The 20,779-nt window shown below is 66.7% G+C and carries 22 protein-coding genes; 16 read left to right on the forward strand and 6 right to left on the reverse strand.

The window, feature by feature from the left end; translation table 11 throughout:
- The first annotated feature begins 160 nt into the window (after nucleotides 1-160).
- Nucleotides 161-1,156: an LLM class flavin-dependent oxidoreductase gene (locus tag AC5P6A_RS06245; RefSeq protein WP_171952215.1), complete on the forward strand. Its 996-nt coding sequence runs from the start codon at nucleotides 161-163 to the stop codon at nucleotides 1,154-1,156.
- A gap of 69 nt (nucleotides 1,157-1,225) precedes the next feature.
- Nucleotides 1,226-1,723: a pyridoxamine 5'-phosphate oxidase family protein gene (locus AC5P6A_RS06250; protein ID WP_111103060.1), complete on the forward strand. Its 498-nt coding sequence runs from the start codon at nucleotides 1,226-1,228 to the stop codon at nucleotides 1,721-1,723.
- Nucleotides 1,724-1,815: 92 nt separating this feature from the next.
- Here the strand turns inward: AC5P6A_RS06250 and AC5P6A_RS06255 are convergent, their stop codons facing one another.
- Complete coding sequence (locus AC5P6A_RS06255; RefSeq protein ID WP_021204405.1) at nucleotides 1,816-2,475, reverse strand: exopolysaccharide biosynthesis protein; 660 nt, start codon at nucleotides 2,473-2,475, stop codon at nucleotides 1,816-1,818.
- Entirely contained in the window at nucleotides 2,459-3,763 is a 1,305-nt protein-coding gene (locus AC5P6A_RS06260) for a hemolysin family protein (protein ID WP_005416017.1), read from the reverse strand. The genes AC5P6A_RS06255 and AC5P6A_RS06260 overlap by 17 nt, the downstream gene beginning before the upstream one ends.
- Nucleotides 3,764-4,055: 292 nt before the next feature.
- Here AC5P6A_RS06260 and AC5P6A_RS06265 point away from each other — a divergent pair, with 292 nt between their 5' ends.
- The gene (locus tag AC5P6A_RS06265) at nucleotides 4,056-4,682 is read left to right on the forward strand and encodes a DUF47 domain-containing protein (RefSeq protein ID WP_004152833.1); all 627 of its coding nucleotides are present in this window, start codon (nucleotides 4,056-4,058) and stop codon (nucleotides 4,680-4,682) included.
- 13 nt (nucleotides 4,683-4,695) lie between these two features.
- A complete protein-coding gene (locus AC5P6A_RS06270) occupies nucleotides 4,696-5,817 on the forward strand; it encodes an inorganic phosphate transporter (RefSeq protein WP_019658889.1) in 1,122 nt (373 codons plus the stop codon).
- Nucleotides 5,818-6,154: 337 nt separating this feature from the next.
- Here the strand turns inward: AC5P6A_RS06270 and AC5P6A_RS06275 are convergent, their stop codons facing one another.
- The 3 genes from AC5P6A_RS06275 to parE all read right to left on the reverse strand — a co-directional run bounded on the left by AC5P6A_RS06275 (nucleotide 6,155) and on the right by parE (nucleotide 10,384).
- Complete coding sequence (locus AC5P6A_RS06275) at nucleotides 6,155-7,651, reverse strand: S10 family peptidase (protein ID WP_111103056.1); 1,497 nt, start codon at nucleotides 7,649-7,651, stop codon at nucleotides 6,155-6,157.
- A 111-nt stretch (nucleotides 7,652-7,762) separates the two neighbouring features.
- Nucleotides 7,763-8,341: a GNAT family N-acetyltransferase gene (locus tag AC5P6A_RS06280; protein WP_019658887.1), complete on the reverse strand. Its 579-nt coding sequence runs from the start codon at nucleotides 8,339-8,341 to the stop codon at nucleotides 7,763-7,765.
- 153 nt (nucleotides 8,342-8,494) lie between these two features.
- On the reverse strand, nucleotides 8,495-10,384 hold the full coding sequence (gene parE / locus AC5P6A_RS06285; protein WP_019658886.1) for a DNA topoisomerase IV subunit B: 1,890 nt from the start codon (nucleotides 10,382-10,384) through the stop codon (nucleotides 8,495-8,497).
- A 171-nt stretch (nucleotides 10,385-10,555) separates the two neighbouring features.
- On the opposite strand from parE, the gene AC5P6A_RS06290 reads away from it, so the two are divergent.
- The 10 genes from AC5P6A_RS06290 to truD all read left to right on the forward strand — a co-directional run bounded on the left by AC5P6A_RS06290 (nucleotide 10,556) and on the right by truD (nucleotide 18,448).
- A complete protein-coding gene (locus tag AC5P6A_RS06290) occupies nucleotides 10,556-10,789 on the forward strand; it encodes a hypothetical protein (RefSeq protein ID WP_005416022.1) in 234 nt (77 codons plus the stop codon).
- A 400-nt stretch (nucleotides 10,790-11,189) separates the two neighbouring features.
- Entirely contained in the window at nucleotides 11,190-12,854 is a 1,665-nt protein-coding gene (pyrG, locus tag AC5P6A_RS06295) for a CTP synthase (protein ID WP_005416023.1), read from the forward strand.
- A gap of 88 nt (nucleotides 12,855-12,942) precedes the next feature.
- Entirely contained in the window at nucleotides 12,943-13,773 is an 831-nt protein-coding gene (kdsA, locus tag AC5P6A_RS06300; RefSeq protein WP_010485995.1) for a 3-deoxy-8-phosphooctulonate synthase, read from the forward strand.
- Nucleotides 13,770-14,117, forward strand: coding sequence for a hypothetical protein (locus AC5P6A_RS06305; protein ID WP_164145309.1), 348 nt, complete (start codon nucleotides 13,770-13,772; stop codon nucleotides 14,115-14,117). The genes kdsA and AC5P6A_RS06305 overlap by 4 nt, the downstream gene beginning before the upstream one ends.
- On the forward strand, nucleotides 14,117-14,446 hold the full coding sequence (locus AC5P6A_RS06310) for a hypothetical protein (protein WP_019658882.1): 330 nt from the start codon (nucleotides 14,117-14,119) through the stop codon (nucleotides 14,444-14,446). Before AC5P6A_RS06305 ends, AC5P6A_RS06310 begins: the two co-directional genes overlap by 1 nt.
- 96 nt (nucleotides 14,447-14,542) lie before the next feature.
- Entirely contained in the window at nucleotides 14,543-15,835 is a 1,293-nt protein-coding gene (eno, locus tag AC5P6A_RS06315; RefSeq protein ID WP_014036739.1) for a phosphopyruvate hydratase, read from the forward strand.
- 4 nt (nucleotides 15,836-15,839) lie between these two features.
- The gene (ftsB, locus tag AC5P6A_RS06320) at nucleotides 15,840-16,193 is read left to right on the forward strand and encodes a cell division protein FtsB (RefSeq protein WP_019658881.1); all 354 of its coding nucleotides are present in this window, start codon (nucleotides 15,840-15,842) and stop codon (nucleotides 16,191-16,193) included.
- Nucleotides 16,190-16,888: a 2-C-methyl-D-erythritol 4-phosphate cytidylyltransferase gene (gene ispD, locus AC5P6A_RS06325; protein ID WP_019658880.1), complete on the forward strand. Its 699-nt coding sequence runs from the start codon at nucleotides 16,190-16,192 to the stop codon at nucleotides 16,886-16,888. The genes ftsB and ispD overlap by 4 nt, the downstream gene beginning before the upstream one ends.
- A gap of 34 nt (nucleotides 16,889-16,922) precedes the next feature.
- Nucleotides 16,923-17,420 (forward strand): 2-C-methyl-D-erythritol 2,4-cyclodiphosphate synthase, encoded by a 498-nt coding sequence (gene ispF, locus AC5P6A_RS06330; RefSeq protein WP_021204089.1) that lies wholly within the window; start codon nucleotides 16,923-16,925, stop codon nucleotides 17,418-17,420.
- Nucleotides 17,417-18,448 (forward strand): tRNA pseudouridine(13) synthase TruD, encoded by a 1,032-nt coding sequence (gene truD / locus AC5P6A_RS06335; RefSeq protein ID WP_346714713.1) that lies wholly within the window; start codon nucleotides 17,417-17,419, stop codon nucleotides 18,446-18,448. The genes ispF and truD overlap by 4 nt, the downstream gene beginning before the upstream one ends.
- Nucleotides 18,449-18,571: 123 nt before the next feature.
- Here the strand turns inward: truD and AC5P6A_RS06340 are convergent, their stop codons facing one another.
- Entirely contained in the window at nucleotides 18,572-19,111 is a 540-nt protein-coding gene (locus tag AC5P6A_RS06340; protein WP_019658878.1) for a Smr/MutS family protein, read from the reverse strand.
- A gap of 209 nt (nucleotides 19,112-19,320) precedes the next feature.
- Between AC5P6A_RS06340 and surE the strand changes: the two genes are divergently transcribed.
- Both surE and AC5P6A_RS06350 read left to right on the forward strand, forming a co-directional pair.
- The gene (gene surE, locus AC5P6A_RS06345; protein ID WP_019658877.1) at nucleotides 19,321-20,100 is read left to right on the forward strand and encodes a 5'/3'-nucleotidase SurE; all 780 of its coding nucleotides are present in this window, start codon (nucleotides 19,321-19,323) and stop codon (nucleotides 20,098-20,100) included.
- Nucleotides 20,097-20,774, forward strand: a complete 678-nt coding sequence (locus AC5P6A_RS06350) for a protein-L-isoaspartate(D-aspartate) O-methyltransferase (RefSeq protein WP_010485977.1) — start codon at nucleotides 20,097-20,099, stop codon at nucleotides 20,772-20,774. The genes surE and AC5P6A_RS06350 overlap by 4 nt, the downstream gene beginning before the upstream one ends.
- Nucleotides 20,775-20,779 lie beyond the last annotated feature (5 nt).

Below are 20,779 nucleotides of genomic sequence, written 5' to 3' on the forward strand. Positions count from 1 at the left end.
CTGCCAGGGCACGTTGCCTGCCGGCCAGCGGCCGGCTCTACCGGATCAAGCGCAGCCAGTCGTGGACCCGCGCTGCGGGAATCAGCATCCTGCCACCGGCACTGGCCGCTGCGCCGGGTCGTCCCCATGCATGGGGGATCCTGTGACGGAAAAACGCCTGATGATCCCGTTGTCGATCCTTGACCTGGCCCCGGTCTGCGAGGGCAGTGACACCACCACCGCCTTTGCCAACATGCTGGAACTGGCCCAGCACGCCGATGCGCTGGGCTACCGCCGCTACTGGCTGGCCGAACACCACAACATGCCCGGCATCGCCAGTGCGGCCACCGCCGTGCTGATCGGCCATGTCGCCGGCGGTACCCTTCGCATCCGGGTCGGTGCCGGCGGCATCATGCTGCCCAACCATGCCCCGCTGCAGGTGGCCGAGCAGTTCGGCACGCTGGCCTCGCTGTATCCGGACCGGATCGACCTGGGCCTGGGCCGCGCACCGGGTACTGACCAGCCGACCGCGCGTGCATTGCGCCGCTACTTCGACAGCGCGGACCAGTTCCCACAGGACGTGCGCGAGCTGCTGCACTACTTCGAGCCGGTTCAGCCGGGGCAGGCGGTGCAGGCCGTTCCAGGTGGCGGCCTGCGGGTACCGACCTGGATCCTCGGTTCCAGCCTGTTCGGCGCGCGCATGGCCGCGTCGATGGGCCTGCCGTATGCGTTCGCCTCGCACTTCGCACCCGACGCGATGGACGAAGCCCTTGCTGTCTACCGCCGCGAGTTCCGCCCCTCGGCGGCGCTGAAGCAGCCGCACGCGATGCTGGCCCTGAACGTCGTTGCCAGCGACAGCGAGGCGGAGTCGCGCCGCCTTTTCACCAGCCAGCAGCAGAGTTTCGTCAACCTGCGTCGTGGCCGGCCGGGCAAGATTCCGGCACCGATCGACGACATCGAGTCCTTCTGGGAGCCGCACGAAAAACTGGGGGTGGAGCGGGCGCTGGCCTGCACCGTGCTGGGCGATCCGCAGCAGGTCGGGGAGGGCATCGCCGCGTTTGTCGAACGGCACAAGCCCGACGAGCTGATGCTCACCGCCAACCTGTACGACCACCGCGCGCGCTTGCGCTCGTTCGAACTGACCATGCAGGCCTGGCACGCCCGCCACGCGGGCTGAACAATTGCGTCACGGGCTGTTGCGGCCGTGCCCGGTCTGATGGGGGCTCATTCCGATGGAGTCCCCCACATGGCCGACACCCGTGCCGAACACGTCAACCAGCTGGCCGAACTGATCAAGGATGTGGAGGTGGCCATGTTCACCACCACCGGCGTCGACGGACGGCTCTACAGTCGGCCGCTGGCCACCCAGCAGGTCGCCTTTGACGGCGACCTGTGGTTCGTCATCACCGCCGACAGCCCGAAGGTGGCCGAGATCGCGCTCGACCCGCGGGTCAACGTGGCGTATGCCTCGCCCTCGAACAACACCTATGTCTCGGTGGCCGGGCGTGCCCGCGTCGTCGATGACCGCGCGAAGATCGAGGAGCTGTGGTCGCCGGCGATGAAACTGTTCTTCCCGGGTGGCAAGGACGATCCGAACCTGCGCCTGATCCACGTGCGCGCCGAGAGCGCCGAATACTGGGATGGCCCGGGCACGCTGCTGGGCAAGGCATTGAGCTTCGTGCTGTCGGCGGTGCAGGACGAACCGGCGGCGCTGGCCGACAACGGCTTCATCGATCTTCGGTGATGACCGATGTCCGGTATTGGTAGTGCCGGCCGCTGGCCGGCAACCCTGGAAACGTGGCAGCCGGCCAGCGGCCGGCTCTACCGGATGCCGCTTCAGAACCAGCGCTGGAACAGCTCCACTGTATAGCCCACCAGCTGCCCCGAACTGAAGCCGAAGAACGCGATCGCCACCAGTGCGGCGATCCAGTTGAACAGCATCAGCGCACCATCGCGTTCCAGCAGCGCCAGCGAGAACAGCAGCAGCTGGAAGCCGAACAGAAAGTTGGTGAACGGAATCGGCAACGACAGCAGCAGGCCCAGCAACACCAGCAGCAGGCCAGTGAACGCGTGTGCGGGCAGCGGTGTCAGCAGCTGCGGCAGGCGTGGCTTCAGCATCCTGTCCAGCCGCCGCAACGGGCGATCGATACGGTCCAGGAAGCGGTGCATAGTGCCGCGCTTCGGCCCGCGTCGGGCAATGAAACCGGGCAGCCAGGGGCGGCGCAGGCAACACAGCATCTGCAGGCCGATCAGGACCACCAGTGGGCCGCTGACCGCACCCCCCATGCCCGGGATCGGGATGAACGAGGGCAGGATCGCCACGAACAGGAACACGCCGAACGCGCTCTGCTGCAGGTTGCTGAGGATCTGGCCGAGCGGCATGTGCTCGGCGGGATCGCCGGAGGCGAACATCTCCAGCAGGGTGCGGATGCCCTCGTTGCGGTAGGCCGCGCGCTGAGCGCCCTGGCCCTGGCCGGTCTCAGGCGGTGAGCTCATCGGCCTGCTCGTCGGACAACGTGCGCAGCAGCAGCTTGTCCACCCGCGCACCGTCCAGGTCGACCACCTCGAAGCGCCAGCCGGCCCAGTCGAAGTACTCGCCTGCGTGCGGGATGCGGCCGAAGTAGTGGATGCACATGCCGGCCAGCGTGTAGTAATCGCCGTCCTCGGCATCGGGCAGGTCGTTGCTTCCGATCAGCTCGCGCAGGTCTTCGATCGGCAGCGAGCCGTCCACCAGCAGCGAGCCGTCCTCGCGGGTCACCACCAGGGCATCCTCGTCGGCATTCTCGACCGCCTGCAGGCGGCCGACCACGGCGCCCATCAGGTCGCTGATGGTCACCAGGCCCTGGATCTCGCCGTACTCGTCCACCACCAGCGCCATCGACTGCTGTTCCTCGCGGAAGATCTCCAGCAGCTTCATCGCGTGGGTCGATTCGGAGACGTACAGCGGTTCGCGCAGGGTCTGGAACAGCGCGTTGTCGCCGCGCGCCATGCGCGTGGCCAGCGATTTCAGCTCCAGCACGCCGACCACGTCCATGTCGTTGTCGCGGTACACCGGGTAACGGGAGAACTCGTGCTCGGCCATGATGTCCAGATTGCGCTCCAGCCCGGCCTGGGTGTCGAGCCAGGCGATGCGGTTGCGCGGCGTCATCAGGCTGTCGGCGGTGCGGTCGCCCAGGCGCATGACGCGGTTCATCATGTCGCGCTCGTGGGCGTCGATCACGCCGGCCTCGTGGCTCTCGGCCACCAGCATCCGGATCTCTTCTTCAGTCACCTGCGCGGCCTCGTCCTTGCCCAGGCCCAGCACCTTCAGCACCAGCTGGGTAGTCTTGGACAGGAGCCAGACGAAGGGCAGGGCGAGCCTGGCCAGCCAGCTCATCGGCATCGCGACCAGGCCGGCAATGGCCTCGGAACGTGTCAGGGCCAGGCGCTTGGGCACCAGTTCGCCGAAGATCAGCGTGATGAAGGTGATCAGCGAGACCGCCAGGGCGGTGCCTACTTCGCGCGCGTACGCAAAGCCGGGCATCAGGCCCTGCAGCCAGCCGGCGATCGCGTCGCCGATCGCATCACCACCGAGGTAGCCGGTGAGTACGCCGATCACGGTGATGCCGATCTGCACGGTGGACAGGAAGCTCTCCGGCTTCTCCGACAGCTCCAGCGCCTTGGCGGCGCGCTTGGAGGTGGCGGCCATCTGCTTCAGGCGGCTCTTGCGCGAGGTCATGACCGACATCTCGGACATGGCGAAGAAGCCGTTCAGCAGAACCAGCGCGAAGACAATCAGGATCATTTCAAACACGGGCGTCGTCCCCGGTTGGTGGCAGGGAGGGCGGGTGCTTGCGATGGCGGCAGGCGCTCAGGAACGGGGTCCGGCGCGGCGCAGGGGGATAAGGGTCGTCGTCCATAAGGTGCGCCCGAAGGCGCGCTGGCATCTTAGCAAAGGGGCGTGGCAGGGTGGCAACCGCCTGTTCAGGTTGGGGCTCCCAGAGCCCGGAAAGGGCGCGGGGATACCCGTGATGGTCATCTAGCCGTCATAATTCGCTCTGGTGCCGTCCTTCCCGCGACGGCTGACAGGTTTCTCAATGTTCTCTCTGCAGACCATTTTCGGTTCCGGCAAACAGTTCTACACCCTGCTCGATGAGGCTGCTGTCGCGGCTTCCGATGCCGCCAAGGCGCTGCATTCCATGCTGCGCGAGGCCGACCGCCAGCCCGCGCTGGACGCCTTCAAGCTGGCCCGCCTGCGCGAACGCGCGGCCTCGGACAAGATCAGCCAGGCGCTGGTGGACAGCTTCATGACCCCCATCGAGCGCGAAGACATCGAAGCGCTGGGTTCGGCCCTGTACAAGATTCCGAAGCAGATCGAGAAGTTCGCCGATCGCTATTCGCTGGCCACGACCCACCTGGAGCACATCGACTTCGCGCCGCGCGCGGCGATGCTGGAGCAGGCCGCCGGCGTGGTGGTGGAGATGGTGGCCGACCTGCGCCACATGAACCTGGACCGGATGACCGCGCTGAACGAGAAGCTGCGCTCGCTGGAGAACGAGGCCGACCGCCTGATGCTCGAGCTGTACCGCGACATCTACTCCGGTCGCCTGGACAACCTGCAGATGTTCCTGCTGAAGGAATTCTTCGAGATCCTGGAAAAGGCCATCGACCGTTGCCGCGAGGCTGGCGTGGTGGCGTACCAGATCGTGTTGAAGAACAGCTGACGGACGCCGCCGCATGTTGACCCTTGTCCTGGTAGTGATCCTGGCCGCGCTCGTCTTCGAGTTCATCAACGGCTTCCACGACACTGCCAATTCCATTGCCACCGTAGTGGCGACCAAGGTGCTCTCGCCCGGCTGGGCGGTGATGCTGGCCGCCTTCATGAACCTCATCGGTGCGCTGACCGGTACGGCGGTGGCGCTGACCATCGCCTCGGGCCTGCTCAACACCAACGTGGTGGAAGTCACCCCGCAGGTGATCCTGTGCGCGCTGCTGGGCGGCATCATCTGGAACCTGATCACCTGGTGGAAGGGACTGCCGTCCTCGTCCTCGCACGCGCTGATCGGCGGCCTCTGCGGCGCCGGCCTGGCTGCGGCCCACAACAACTGGGATGCCCTGATCTGGTCCGAGCGCCTGGGCAGCTGGGCGCAGAACAAGGGCCTGCTGTGGAAGGTGTTCGTGCCGATGATCACCTCGCCGATCGCCGGCTTCCTGCTCGGCATTGTGGTGATGGTGCTGCTGTGGGCGCTGATCGCCGGCCTGGCCAAGGTCGGTGGCGCCATCGGCCGCCTGGCCCGCCCGCGCATCGTCAATGCCTTCTTCGGCAAGGCGCAGATCGCCTCGGCGGCCTACATGGGCTTCGCCCACGGCCACAACGACGCGCAGAAGACCATGGGCATCATCGCGATGACCCTGATTGGTGCCGAAGCCACCGGCGCACTGAACGATCTGCCGTCCTGGCTGGCCTTCATGCACCCGGACGCGCACGCCGGTGACGGCATCGCCATGTGGATCGTGCTGACCTGCGCGGTGGTGATGGCGGCCGGTACCGCTTCGGGTGGCTGGAAAATCATCAAGACCCTGGGCCACAAGATGGTCAAGCTGCACCCGATCCACGGCTTCGCCGCGGAGACCAGCTCGGCCACCATCCTGACCCTGGCGGCCCACTTCGGCATGCCGGTCTCGACCACGCACAGCATCTCCACCGCGATCATGGGTGTCGGCTTCGCCAAGAACCCGCGTTCGCTGAAGTTCGGCGTGATCGAGCGCATCGTCTGGGCCTGGATCCTGACCATCCCGGCGGCCGGCGGCTGTGCGTACCTGATCCTGAAGCTGTTCGAGCTGTTCGGCTGGACCTGATCGCCACGCCAGGGTTGCAAACGAAAAAGCCCGCCGGATACCGGCGGGCTTTTTTCATGGCAGATCATTCCTCTGTATCCAAGCGTGCCGACCAACGGTCGGCACCCACAACAGCAGCAGGAACCTGTCAGCGGCGGGGTGGGGTGGATATGCAGGACCGTTGGCGCCATGGATGGCGCCATCGAGCCCCCATGGACGGGTTTACGGCGTGTCCTGCATATCCACCCCACCTCGCCAGCACTCAGGAAGCCCGCTTTTGCAGTTGATCTTGCCGTGGACCTTGCCGTTGCCGTTGATCCAGCGGGTGCCGGGCCGCAGGCCCGGCCGCCACCACCCATCAATTGCGCTGGAACAGCGCCTTCACATCATTCCGGAACGCCGCCTGGCTGTCGGCCCGGCTGTAGAACATGTGCCCGCCCGGATAACTGCGCACCTGCACCCGGTCCGGATTGCTGCCCATCGTCGGCATCTGGTCCACGGTCAGGATCGAACCCATGAACGGGCACGACAGGTCGTTCCAGCCATGCACGATCAGCACCTGCAGGTGCGGGTCGATCGCCACGGCCTGGCGCAGCTGGGTCACCGCGCCATCGCGCAGCTCGCCATTGCGGTCCCACAGCCGGTTCACGTCGTAGTTCAGCGCCTGGTACCGCGCGTCCACCTTCCAGCCGACCACGCGCGTCACGAAGTCGACCATCGCCGTGGTGGTCGGCGCGATGATGCTGTCCAGCAGCGGATCGTTGGCGCGCTGCTCCGGATCGTTCGGGAACGGATCGAACGCGGTCACATTGGAATCGTAACGGCTGCCCAGCGTGCCCTTGTCGCGGAATACTTCGCGCAGGTAGGCCTGCGTTTCCAGGCGGCCACCGGCACGGCGCACGAACTGCGGGTCCAGGCCGGTCAGTTCGGTCACCCGGCGCAGCATCGCCTCGGTTGCCTGCGGATCGCTACGGCCTTTCATCAAGGCGGTGGCGTAGTCGCCACGGGTGTATTCCACTACTTCGCGCATCGCTGCATCGGTCAGTTTGCCCTGGCGCTCCAGGTGCGCGGCGGCGATCGACGGCAGGGTCTGCATCCACGCCATCGGCGAGACATCGGCGTTGTCTTCCAGGGTCGGGCTCAGGTACGGCGAGACCAGTACCAGGCCGTTCATCGCCACGCCCAGCCGGGTCTGCAGGTAGTGGGTGATGCGCGGGCCGCGATAGCCGCCGTAGCTCTCGCCAGTCAGGTACTTGCGCGACGCCATGCGCTGGTTGCGCAGCAGCCAGTCGTAGATCGAGCGTGACAGGTATTCGATGTCGGCGCTGGGGTTGTACAGTGCCTTCTTCGCTTCATCGTCGCCGATCCGCGCGCGGCTGAAGCCGGTGCCGACCGGATCGATGAACACCAGATCGGTGAAGTCCAGCCAGGTGCCGGGGTTGTCGTGCAGCGTGGCCGGCGCCGACGCGCTGTCACCCTCGGAGCCGAAGGTCACCACCTTGGGCCCGATCGCGCCCATGTTGAGGTACACCGACGACGCACCGGGGCCGCCATTGAGCGCGAAGGTCACCGGCCGGTCCTTGCCCGGCATCGTATAGGCGGTGAACACCACATCGGCGATCACCTTGCCCTTGGCATCGCGTACCGGCAGGGTGCCGACGGTGGCGGTGTAGTCCAGGGTGCGGCCGGCCAGGCGCATGCTCTGGCGGGCTGAGGCGTCTGCGGGCAACGCAGGTGCCTCGGTCTTGTCGTCTTTCGGATCGGGCTTGGCGTCGGCATCAGGCGCGGCCAGCACGCTGGCTGGGGCGATGAGCAGGCCGACGCAGAGCGCGGCAGTGTGCAGCAGGGACTTCATGGCACCGGGTGGGCAGCGGAAGGGGGATTCCGATGCTAGGCCGGTGGCGGCCCATGTCGTATGTGTCCAAAGACATGGCCGTGCGTTGAGCCCGCTACTGGCCAGATTGGGTCAAGCGGGCAGGGTGGCGGCCGCTTCGTCATCGGCCAGCAGGCCATAGACGGCCGAGTCGGCCAGTTCCCCCTGGATCCGCCAGCGCTGGCGCAGCACTCCCTCGCGGCGGAAGCCCAGGCGTTCGAGCACGTGCGCGGAGGGTGCGTTGCGCGGGTCGATCTCGGCTTCCACGCGATGCAGGTGGAGGGTGCCGAACAGGTAGGCCAGTACCTGCTGCAGGGCCTCGTGCATGTAGCCCTGGCCCTGGCGATCCGGTGCCAGCAGGTAGCCGATCTCGGCGCGTGCCGCATCGCGGTCCAACGCAAACACCACGCAGATGCCCAGCAACGGGCCGTCCAGCGTTTCGCGCACGGCCAGCTTGAGCTGGGTGCCGGTGGCCTGTGCCGCCAGGTCATCGTCGATCTGCGCGCGTGCCTCGGACGGTCGTGTCCATGCAGGATGGTTCCAGAACCGCATCACGTCCGGATCGGACTGGATTGCGAACAGGGCGGCCGCATCGTCGCGGCGGATCGGGCTCAGGACGAGGCGCGCGCTGTGCAGCGGCAGGCCGGGAAACAGCAGGGAGTGGCTGGCCAATACGTTGGTCCACACGGATGGACGCGCATTATGGCGCCGCCGGGTTTGCCGATGGGGGTGGGATCTCTGTAGAGCCGAGCCGATGCTCGGCTGCCCGGCACGGCGCGGAATGCAGCCGAGCGTGGGCTCGGCTCTACAGGAGGGCTGCGGGAGTCAGACTTCCAGCGAAGCCAGGTCGCCCTTCGACTCCAGCCAGCCCTTGCGGTCGGAGGCGCGCTTCTTGGCCAGCAGCATGTCCATCAGCGAACTTGTCTGCTCGCGATCGTCCACGGTCAGCTGCACCAGCCGGCGCGTATCGGGGTGGATGGTCGATTCACGCAGCTGAGGCGGGTTCATCTCGCCCAGGCCCTTGAAGCGGGTCACGTTGATGGCGCCCTTGATCTTCTCGCGTTCGATCTTGTCCAGCATCGAGCGCTTTTCTTCCTCGTCCAGGGCATAGAACACCTGCTTGCCCACGTCGATGCGGAACAGTGGCGGCATGGCCACGAACACGTGGCCGGCATCGACCAGCGCAGGGAAGTGCCTGAGGAACAGCGCGGTCAGCAGTGTTGCGATGTGCAGGCCGTCGGAGTCCGCGTCGGCCAGGATGATGACCTTGCCGTAGCGCAGGCCGCTGATGTCGTCCTTGCCCGGGTCGCAGCCGATCGCGATCGCCAGGTTGTGCACTTCTTCCGAGGCCAGCACGCTGTTGGAGGAAACCTCCCAGGTGTTCAGGATCTTGCCGCGCAACGGCATGATGGCCTGGAAATCCTTGTCGCGGGCCTGCTTGGCGCTGCCGCCTGCCGAATCACCTTCCACCAGGAACAGCTCGGTGCGCGACAGGTCCTGGCTGATGCAGTCGGCCAGCTTGCCGGGCAGGGCCGGGCCCTGGGTGACCTTCTTGCGGACGACCAGCTTTTCGGTCTTCAGGCGGGCGCTGGCGCGCTCGATGGCGATCTGCGCGATCTTCTCGCCCAGCTCCACGTTCTGGTTGAGCAGCAGGCTGAAGGCATCATGGGCGGCACCTTCGATGAAGCCGGCCGCCTGGCGTGAGGACAGGCGTTCCTTGGTCTGGCCGCTGAACTGCGGGTCGGTCATCTTCAGCGACAGCACGAACGACACGCGGTCCCACACGTCTTCCGGGGCCAGCTTGACGCCACGCGGCAGCAGGTTGCGGAAGTCGCAGAACTCGCGCAGCGCCTCGGTCAGGCCGGTACGCAGGCCGTTGACATGGGTGCCGTGCTGGGCGGTGGGGATCAGGTTGACGTAGCTTTCCTGCACCAGCTCGCCTTCCGGCAGCCAGGCCACTGCCCAGTCCACGACCTCGGTGTCCTTCTTCAGGCTGCCGACGAACAGCTCGGCCGGCAGCATCTCGCGATCACCCAGCTCCAGCTTCAGGTAATCGCGCAGGCCGTCTTCGTAGTACCAGGTATCGACTTCACCGGTGGCTTCATCGGTCAGCTTCACGGTCAGGCCCGGGCACAGCACGGCCTTGGCGCGCAGCAGGTGCTTGAGCGCGCGCACCGCGAACTTCGGCGTATCGAAGTACTTCGGGTCCGGCCAGAAGCGCACGCGGGTACCGGTGTTCTTCTTGCCGACGCTGCCAACTACTTCCAGCGGTGTGGCGCGGTCGCCATTGCGGAAGGTGATGCGGTGTTCGGCACCGTCGCGCTTGATATGCACTTCCACCAGGGTCGACAGCGCGTTGACCACGCTGACGCCGACGCCGTGCAGACCACCGGAGAAGGTGTAGTTGTTGTTGCTGAACTTGCCGCCGGCATGCAGGCGGGTGAGGATCAGCTCGACGCCCGGGATCTTTTCTTCCGGATGGATGTCCACCGGCATGCCGCGGCCGTCATCGCTGACCTCCACGCTGCCGTCCTTGTACAGGGTGATCTCGATCGAGCGGGCGTGGCCGGCGAGGGCCTCGTCCACCGAGTTGTCGATCACTTCCTGCGCCAGGTGGTTCGGGCGCGCGGTGTCGGTATACATGCCGGGACGGCGCTTGACCGGGTCAAGGCCGGACAGGACTTCAATATCGGCGGCGTTATAACGGGCGTTCATCTGTCTTCGAAAGCTTGGAGCGACGGGCAAGTGTGGGGTCTGGCACGGGATTTTGCACGCCTGCGGTTCAGTCTCGGCGGCGCAGAGGAGGTAAAATAGCCCTCGCTGGAATCTGAACGCCGGCGGCCCCGTTGGGTCTGAACGTCCAAGCCATACCGCGAGGAGGACCTCATGAAGAAGTTGCTGACCATTGCGATCCTGGCCGCTGCCGCCGTTGCAGTGCCGCTGGTGGTGGCGCAGAACGCCGGCCAGCCGGCCCCGCAGCAGGGTGACCAGGCCGACAAGGCGCAGGCCGAGGCCGATGCCAAGGCCAAGCGTCGGGCCCAGGCCAATGCCGAAATGAAGGCGCAGGGCCAGCCGGCCCCGCAGCAGGAAGAGGAAGAGGAAGCGCGCAAGAAGCGCTGATCCCGCAGCCTGCCAGGCGCCCTTGCGACAAGGGTTGCGCTCCGGAACGCCCCGCTCAGCGGGGCGTTTCTTTTTGGGAACGTGGCGTCTGCCCCTTGGGTTGGCGGCCATCAATCTGTAAACTATGGCTTTCCGGGAGTAAGTGCGTGTCCACCATTTGCGAATGGGCTGGAGCGGCCAAGCGTGGCTTCCAGCATGGCGGGTCGCAGGTGACGGTCGATTTGGCCGGCACGGCCGCCCCGACCTCGCACGATGGTTCCGGTCCGGCGCCTGCCGCCGCACGGATCCGCACCTCCCTCGCTGCCTCAGCGAACCGGAAAACCCCCTCTGAGCACCATGCCCGCCCTCCGGGTGCGCGTGGTGCTGCCGTTTTCCATTTCCAGACAGGATGCTTGCAGCCATGACTCCCTTGATTTTCGTAACCGGCGGCGTGGTGTCCTCGCTCGGCAAAGGCATTGCCGCCGCGTCGCTGGCCGCCATTCTTGAAGCCCGTGGCCTGAAGGTCACGATGATGAAGCTCGACCCGTACATCAACGTCGACCCGGGCACCATGAGCCCGTTCCAGCACGGTGAGGTCTACGTCACCGACGACGGCGCGGAGACCGACCTCGACCTGGGCCACTACGAGCGCTTCGTGCGCACCCGCCTGAGCCGCAAGAACTCGGTCACCACCGGGCGCATCTACGAGAACGTGATCCGCAAGGAGCGCCGCGGCGACTACCTGGGCGCGACCGTGCAGGTCATTCCGCACATCACCGACGAGATCCGTCGCTGCATCGACGAAGCCACCGAAGGCTACGACGTGGCACTGGTCGAGATCGGCGGCACCGTGGGCGACATCGAGTCGCTGCCGTTCCTGGAGGCGATCCGCCAGGTGCGCACCGAACGTGGCCCGGAGAAGGCGCTGTTCATGCACCTCACCCTGGTGCCGTACATCGGTGCCGCCGGTGAGCTGAAGACCAAGCCGACCCAGCACTCGGTGAAGGAACTGCGCTCGATCGGCATCCAGCCGGACGTGCTGTTGTGCCGTTCAGAACAGGCGGTGCCGGATTCGGAGCGTCGCAAGATCGCCCAGTTCACCAACGTCTCCGAGCGTGCAGTGATCAGCGTGCCGGACGTGGACGTGCTGTACCGCATCCCGTCCGGCCTGCATGCACAGGGCCTGGACGAAATCGTGGTGAACCAGCTGAAGCTGGCCGACAAGGCCGGTCCGGTCGACCTGTCGATGTGGGAAGACGCGGTCGATGCGACCCTGCACCCGCTGGACGAAGTGACCATCGCCGTGGTCGGCAAGTACGTCGATCACCAGGATGCCTACAAGTCGGTCGGCGAAGCACTGAAGCACGGCGGCCTGCGCCAGCGCACCAAGGTCAACCTGAAGTGGCTGGAAGCACAGGACCTGGAAGGCACCGACATGGCTGCACTGGCCGATGTCGACGGCATCCTGGTGCCGGGTGGCTTCGGTGACCGTGGTTTCGAAGGCAAGGTGCTGACCTCGAAGTTCGCCCGCGAGCAGCAGGTGCCGTACTTCGGCATCTGCTACGGCATGCAGGCGGCCGTGGTCGACTACGCGCGCAACGTGGTCGGCCTGGAAGGTGCCAACAGCACCGAGAACGACCGCCAGTCGCCGAACCCGGTGATCGGCCTGATCACCGAATGGCGCACCGCCAGCGGCGATGTCGAGAAGCGTGACGACAAGAGCGACCTCGGCGGCACCATGCGCCTGGGCCTGCAGGAACAACGCCTGAAGCCGGGCACGCTGGCCCGCGAGCTGTACGGCAAGGACGTGGTCGCCGAGCGCCACCGCCACCGCTACGAGTTCAACAACCGTTACCGCACCCAGCTGGAAGATGCGGGCTTGGTGATCGCCGGCAAGTCGATGGACGACACCCTGGTGGAAGTGGTCGAGCTGCCGCGCGATGCCCACCCGTGGTTCCTGGCCTGCCAGGCGCACCCGGAATTCCTGTCCACGCCGCGTGACGGCCACCCGCTGTTCATCGGTTTCATCCGTGCCGCGCGCGAGCGCAAGGCCGGCGGCAAGCTGCTTTCCGAAGCGCGCGCCTGACTTGTGAATGGGGGCTTCGGCCCCCATCCTGCATGCTTCACCCCCAGCGCACCGGCCCGTCCGGTGCTGCGGACAACAAGGAAACGCCATGAAACTGTGTGGATTCGAGGTCGGGCTGGACCAGCCCCTGTTCCTGATCGCCGGCCCCTGCGTGATCGAGTCGATGCAGCTGCAGCTCGATACCGCCGGCAAGCTGAAGGAGATCACCGACAAGCTCGGCGTCAACTTCATCTTCAAGTCCAGCTTCGACAAGGCCAACCGCACTTCGGGTACCGCATTTCGCGGCCCGGGCATGGAAGAGGGCCTGAAGGTGCTGGCCGAAGTGAAGAAGCAGATCGGCGTGCCGGTGCTGACCGACGTCCACGAGTACACCCCGATGGATGAGGTGGCCTCGGTGGTGGATGTGCTGCAGACCCCGGCGTTCCTGGTCCGCCAGACCGACTTCATCCGCAAGGTGTGCTCGGCCGGCAAGCCGGTCAACATCAAGAAGGGCCAGTTCCTGGCGCCTTGGGACATGAAGCCGGTCGTGGAGAAGGCCAAGGCCACCGGCAACGAGCAGATCATGGTCTGCGAGCGTGGTGCCAGCTTCGGCTACAACAATCTGGTCAGCGACATGCGTTCGCTGGCGGTGATGCGCGAGACCGGTTGCCCGGTGGTGTTCGACGCTACCCATTCGGTGCAGCTGCCGGGCGGGCAGGGCACCAGTTCCGGTGGCCAGCGTGAGCACGTGCCGGTGCTGGCCCGTGCCGCCGTGGCGGTAGGCATCTCCGGCCTGTTCGCCGAGACCCATCCGGACCCGTCCAAGGCGCTGTCCGATGGCCCCAATGCATGGCCGCTGGACCAGATGGAAGCCCTGCTCGAGACCCTGATGGAACTGGACGCGGTGACCAAGAAGCACGGCTTCTCGCGCTTCGCGTGAGTCGTGACCCGTGGCTGGCGCTGGAAAACCAGCGCCGCCGCCGGCACTGGAAACAGTGGCCCTGGGGCCTGATCGCACTGGGCCTGGCCGTGCTGTTCACCGTGGGCATGTTCGGTCTGGCGCTGATCGGCGCCGCGTCAGTGCGCCCACCAGGTGATGGCGGCAGCGCGCTCAATCTGCGCGTGTACTTCATTGCGCTGCTGGTTGCAGAGCTGGTCGGCGCCGTGGGATGCGTCGCTGCCGCCGTACTGGCCTGGCGCCTGAACCGTGGCAAGGTGGCCGCCGGGTTGGCGATCATCCTGCTGTCGCTGTGGCTTGGCGCCCTGTTCTACGGACTGTTCTGATGAATGCGACCCTGGCAACCCGTGATCGGCCCTGGGGCCTGATCGCGCTGGCGCTGGCTGTTCTTGCCTGGGCCGGCCTGGTGGCAGCTGTATTCGCCTTCGCCGCCAGTTTCGGTTCGCCCGGGGATGGCAGCCATGGCATGCAGGCCATGCAGTACTGGATCTGGGCTGCACTGGCCATGCTCGTGCTGTCCTTCGTTGGCAGCCTGGTGGCGATGGTGATGGCCTGGCGTTGCCGCCGCGGCGGCGTAGTGGCGGCCATTGCTGGTGGCCTGCTGGTGGTGATGGTGTCGTTGATCCTGATGGTGATCGGGGCCACTCTGGCCTGAGGGCGCCCACGCCATTTGGCAAGTGGCGGGCAGCCGGGGATAATCACGCGGCATTCGTTTTGTCGCCCCCTCTCCATACAGGTAACCGGCCCGACCATGAGTACGATCCGCAGCATCCACGCCCGTGAAATCCTCGACAGCCGTGGCAACCCCACGCTGGAAGCCGAAGTCATCCTGGAGGACGGTTCGTTCGGTCGTGCCGCGGTTCCCTCCGGCGCCTCGACCGGCACCAAGGAAGCGGTCGAGCTGCGTGATGGCGACAAGACCCGTTACCTGGGCAAGGGCGTGCGCAAGGCCGTCGACAACGTCAACACCACCATCGCCAACGCGCTGAAGGGTTTTGAAGCCACCGACCAGGCCGGCCTCGACCGTCGCCTGATCGATCTTGATGGCACCGAGAACAAGGGCCGCCTGGGCGCCAACGCGCTGCTGGGTGTTTCGATGGCCGCCGCGCACGCCGCCGCTGCATCGAACAAGCAGGCACTGTGGCAGTACCTGGCCGCCAAGACCGGCGTTACCCCGTCGCTGCCGGTGCCGATGATGAACATCATCAACGGCGGTGCGCATGCCGACAACAACGTGGACTTCCAGGAGTTCATGGTGCTGCCGGTCGGCTTCACCTCGTTCTCCGAAGCGCTGCGCGCCGGCACCGAAATCTTCCATTCGCTGAAGTCGGTGCTGAAGGGCCACGGCCTGAGCACGGCGGTGGGCGACGAAGGCGGTTTCGCGCCGGACTTCCGCAGCAACGTCGAAGCGCTGGACACCATCCTCGAAGCGATCGGCAAGGCCGGCTACACCGCCGGTGAAGACGTGCTGCTGGGCCTGGACGTGGCGTCAAGCGAATTCTTCGAGAACGGCAAGTACAACCTGGTCGGCGAGAACAAGCGCCTGACTTCCGAGCAGTTCGTCGACTTCCTCGCTGACTGGGCCGCGCAGTACCCGATCATCACGATTGAGGATGGCCTGGCCGAGAACGATTGGGCTGGCTGGAAGCTGCTGACCGACCGCATCGGCAAGAAGGTGCAGCTGGTCGGCGACGACCTGTTCGTGACCAACCCGAAGATCTTCCAGGAAGGCATCGACTCGGGCACCGCCAACGCGATCCTGATCAAGGTCAACCAGATCGGCACGCTCAGCGAAACCCTGGAAGCGATCGCCATGGCTGATCGTGCCGGCTACGCCGCCGTGGTCTCCCACCGCTCGGGTGAAACCGAAGACACCACCATCGCTGACATCGCCGTGGCTACCACCGCCACCCAGATCAAGACCGGCTCGCTGTGCCGCAGCGATCGCGTGGCCAAGTACAACCAGCTGCTGCGCATCGAGGAAGCCCTCGGCGCCGGCGCGCGTTACGCCGGTCGTGACGCGTTCGTTTCGCTGAAGCGCTGAGCCGATGCGCGACTGGCGCTGGATGCTGCTGGTGCTGGCCCTGTTGCTGGGCTGGCTGCAGTACCGCTTCTGGTTCGGTCCGGGCAATTCGGGTGAAGTGATGATGCTCGAAGCCCAGGTCGCCAACCAGGAGCGGGACAACGAGGGCCTGCAGCAGCGCAACGACGCGCTGGCCGCCGAAGTGAAGGACCTCAAGGAAGGCCAGTCCGCCATCGAGGAGCGCGCGCGCAGCGAGCTGGGCATGATCAAGCCTGGCGAGAAGTTCTACCGTGTGGTCGAGGATGCGCCGGTCCAACCGGCGCAACCTGCGGCAGGTGTCAGCGCCCAGGTCGGCGATCATCCGGCGGACGTGCCATGAGTGGGGCGATCTGGGTGGTGGTTCCGGCCGCCGGCCGTGGCGCCCGCTTCGGCGCACCGCTGCCCAAACAGTACCTGCAGGCCGGCGGGCAGATCCTGCTCGCCCATACCCTGGACGCGCTGCTGGCGCACCCGGCCGTGGCCGGCGCAATGGTGGTGATCGGACAGGACGACGGTGACTGGCCTGGCTGGAGTGAATGGGCCGGCAAGCCGGTGCTGACCTGCATCGGCGGCGCGACCCGTGCCGCCTCGGTGCTGGCCGGGCTGCAGGCCCTGCCGGACTCGGTGCGTGCCGATGAGTTCGTGCTGGTCCATGATGCGGCCCGGCCCAACCTGTCGCTGGCCGACCTTGGCCGCCTGCTTGAAGTCGGTCGTGCCGACCCGGTCGGGGCGATCCTGGCCGCACCGGTGCGCGACACCCTCAAGCGCGCGGGCGATGACGGTGGCATCGATGGCACCGAGCCGCGCGAGCGCCTGTGGCGTGCATTGACGCCGCAGCTGTTCCGCCGCCACCAGCTCAGCCGCGCGCTGTCCGAAGCCGCTGCCGCCGGTGTCGAAGTCACCGACGAGGCCATGGCCATGGAGCGCCAGGGCCAGCGCCCGCTGCTGGTGGAAGGCAGCGAGGACAACTTCAAGGTAACCACTCCGGCCGATCTCGACCGGTTCGAATTCGTACTTTCCCGCCGCGCCGGCTGATTGCCCGCGCGGCCCTGCTGCAAGGGTTGCATCCATGAGCACCGCACCGTTCCCGCCCGTCCGCATCGGCCAGGGCTACGACGTCCATGCCTTCGGTGAGGGCGATCACATCATGCTCGGTGGGGTGAACGTGCCGCACAGCTGTGGCGTGCTCGCGCACAGCGACGGCGACGTGATCCTGCATGCCCTGTGCGACGCGATGCTCGGTGCGCTGGCGCTGGGTGACATCGGCCAGCACTTCCCGCCGAGTGATGACCGCTGGAAGGGCGCTGACAGCAGCGATTTCGTCCGCCATTGCGACAGCCTGCTGCGCGAGCGTGGCTGGCGCGTCGGCAACACCGACATCACCGTGATCTGCGAGCGTCCGAAGGTCGGTCCGCATGCGCTGGCCATGCGTGAGCGCATCGGTGCGCTGCTGCAGCTGCCGCTGGATGCGGTCAGCGTCAAGGCCACCACCTCGGAGAAGCTGGGCTTTACCGGCCGTGGAGAAGGCATCGCCGCACAGGCGGTGGTGCTGCTGGTGGCGGCATGATCCCGCTGCCGCTTGCGTTTGGTGCGCCGTTGCTGTCGGCGCGCATCCGCACCACGCCGGAGGATTTCCAGGTCGACGAGTTGCCGGCGTTCGAGGCCACTGGCGAGGGCGAGCACCTGCTGCTGCACATCCGCAAGCGCGGTGCCAACACCGTGCATGTGGCCAAGCTGCTGGCCAAGTGGGCCGGCCTGCCGGAAATGGCGGTGAGCTACGCCGGCATGAAGGACCGCCATGCGGTCACCACCCAGCGCTTCAGCGTGCACCTGCCCAAGCGCATTGCTCCGGATCTGGCCGAGCTGGCCAGTGGTGAGATCGAAGTGCTCGAAGCCACCTGGCACAACCGCAAGCTGCAGCGCGGCGCCTTGGCCGGCAACCGCTTCAAGCTGGTGCTGCGCGAGGTGCGGGGCGATGCTGCAGCGATCAGTGAGCGTTTGCAGCAGATTGCCAGCCGGGGCCTGCCGAACTGGTTCGGTGAGCAGCGCTTCGGCCGCGACGGCGGCAACGTGCCGGCCGCATTGGCGATGTTCGGGGGCCGCCGCATGCGCAAGGACCAGCGTTCGCTGCTGTTGTCTGCCGCCCGTTCGGCGCTGTTCAACCGCGTGCTGGCCGCGCGCGTGGAGCAGGGCAGCTGGGATCAGCCACTGGAGGGCGAAGTGTGGATGCTGGACGGCAGTCGCAGCGTGTTCGGCCCCGAGCCGTACACCGACGTGCTGGCCGAGCGCCTCGCGCGGTTCGACATCCATCCCAGCGCACCGTTGTGGGGCGAAGGCGAACTGCGCAGCGCCGACGCTGCACGTGAGCTGGAGCTGGCCGCGCTGGACGACGAGGAATCGAAGGCGCTGCGCGCTGGCCTGGAAGACGCACGGTTGAAACAGGAGCGCCGCGCGTTGCGCCTGCGCCCGGCGCTGCTGCAGCATCAGTGGCTGGCCGATGACGTGCTGGAACTCTCGTTCGCGCTGCCGCCGGGCTGCTACGCCACCGCTGTACTGCACGAGCTGGGCCCGGTCGAAGACGCCTCGCAGGCCTGAGCAGGGCGCACGGTAGAGTCCACTGTCAGTCGACTTGCGCGCGCAGCGCGGGGTATTCGCTTGCCGCTGGAAGAGCAGTCGACTGACAGTCGACTCTACCTGGACTCATGGCGTCCCCTTTTTTCAGCGCCGCGCCAGCAGCACCAGTACCGCGCCGGTCCCGCCTTGCCCGGCCGGCGCTGAATGGAACGCCAGCACGTCGTTGCGCAGCCGCAGCAGGCGGTCAACCAGGTTCTTCAGCACCGGCGCACCGCCATCGGCTTGCAGGCCCTTGCCGTGGATGATGCGCACGCAGCCATACTCGTGTGCATGCGCTTCCAGCAGGAACTGGCGCAGCAGCGTCTCCGCCTGCGCGGCGGTGGCGCCGTGCAGGTCCAGCTCGTCCTGCACCGAGTACTGGCCACGCTTGAGGCGCTGGAACAGGCGTGGTGGCAGGTTGTCGCGTCGATAGCTGGCCACATCGCCGGCTTCCAGCGGGGTGCTGTCGCGCAGCAGCCGGGCGAACTCGCCGGCGGCGTCGGCCTCGTCACGTTCGGCCATCCGCGCACGCGGCTTCGGTCGCGGCGCGGCAGGTGCCGGCTCGGCATCCTTGCGCAGCGGCGTCACTTCGCCGATGGCCGCACGGAACAGCGCGGCGGGATCTTCGTCTTCAGGGTGCGACATGCGCACAGGGTAAACCGCCGGCGCAGGTCTGCCTATGACGGTTCGATGTCGGCCGTGACCGCCGGCAGGGTAGGAGCGGCGGCTCGCATGCGGCACAATAGACGATGCGCTTGCAGGGTCGACGGCTTCCGCAGGGGAGCGCGGCGGTCCCGCTTACACTGCACGGTGACGGAATCGAATTCTTGGAAAATCAAGCGGTTAAATCGAAGATGCGAATCCTGGTCAGCAATGACGATGGTGTCGACGCTGCAGGCATCCGGATGCTTGCCTCGGTCCTGCGCGAGGCTGGGCACGAGGTTACGGTGGTCGCACCCGACCGCGATCGCTCCGGCGCCAGCAACTCGCTGACGCTGGATCTGCCGATACGGCTCAAGCGCATCGACCATTACACCGTCTCGGTGGCCGGCACCCCGACCGACTGCGTGCACCTGGCGCTGACCGGCCTGCTTGAATTCGAGCCCGACATTGTCGTGTCCGGCATCAACAACGTCGCCAACCTCGGTGATGACGTGATCTATTCCGGCACTGTTTCGGCGGCGATGGAAGGTCGCTTCCTGGGCCTGCCCGCCGTGGCGGTGTCGCTGGTCAGCCGCAACCACGATCCGAAGCACTACGAAACCGCTGCGCGCGCCGCGGTCGAGATCGTTGCACGGCTCAAGGCCGACCCGCTGCCGGCCGACACCATCCTCAACGTCAACGTGCCGGACCTGCCGTGGAGCGAGGTCAAGGGCTTCGAGGTCACGCGCCTCGGCAACCGCCATCGTGCCGAAGGCTGCATCGCGCAGAAGGATCCACGCGGCAACGAGGTGTACTGGATCGGCCCGGCCGGCCGCGAGCAGGACTCCGGCCCGGGTACCGATTTCCACGCCGTGCGCACCGGCCACATCTCGATCACGCCGATCCAGGTCGACCTCACCCGCTACCAGGCGCTGGAGAAGGTGGCCAGCTGGGTCGGCGGCCTCAGCGCAGCCCTGGACCAGCCGGCATGAGCCCACGCCTGCGCCTGCAACCGGAAGCTGTGGGTATCGGCATGACCTCGCAGCGCGTGCGTGACCGTCTGGTCGACCGCCTGCGCGAAGCCGGCATCGTCGACGAGCCGACCTTGAACGCGATCCGGGTGGTGCCGCGCCATCTGTTCATCGACGAAGCGCTGGCCTCGCGTGCCTACGAGGATACCGCGCTGCCCATCGGCCACGGCCAGACCATCTCTCAACCCTGGGTGGTAGCGCGGATGACCGAAGCGGTCCTCCAGGTCGCGCCCAAGCGCGTGCTGGAAGTGGGCACCGGTTCCGGGTACCAGGCCGCCATCCTCGGTGCGCTGGGCCTGGAGGTCTACACCGTGGAGCGCATCGGCGACCTGCTGCGCCAGGCGCGCAAGCGCTTCCGTGCGCTGGGCATGAACATCCGCACCAAGCATGACGACGGTCGCGTCGGCTGGGCCGAGCACGGTCCCTTCGATGCCATCGTGGTCACTGCGGCGGCGCCGGCACTGGTCGACGCGCTGATCGAGCAGCTGGCCGAGGGCGGCCGGCTGGTGGCGCCGGTCGGTGGTCCCGGGGCGCAGTCGCTGGTGCAGCTGGACCGCAAGGCCGACGGCAGCATCGAACAACACGTGCTGGCGCCGGTCACCTTCGTGCCGCTGCTGTCTGGCATGCTCGACTAATCCAC

It is taken from the genome of Stenotrophomonas sp. YJH_SMC_20 (genome assembly GCF_059367845.1).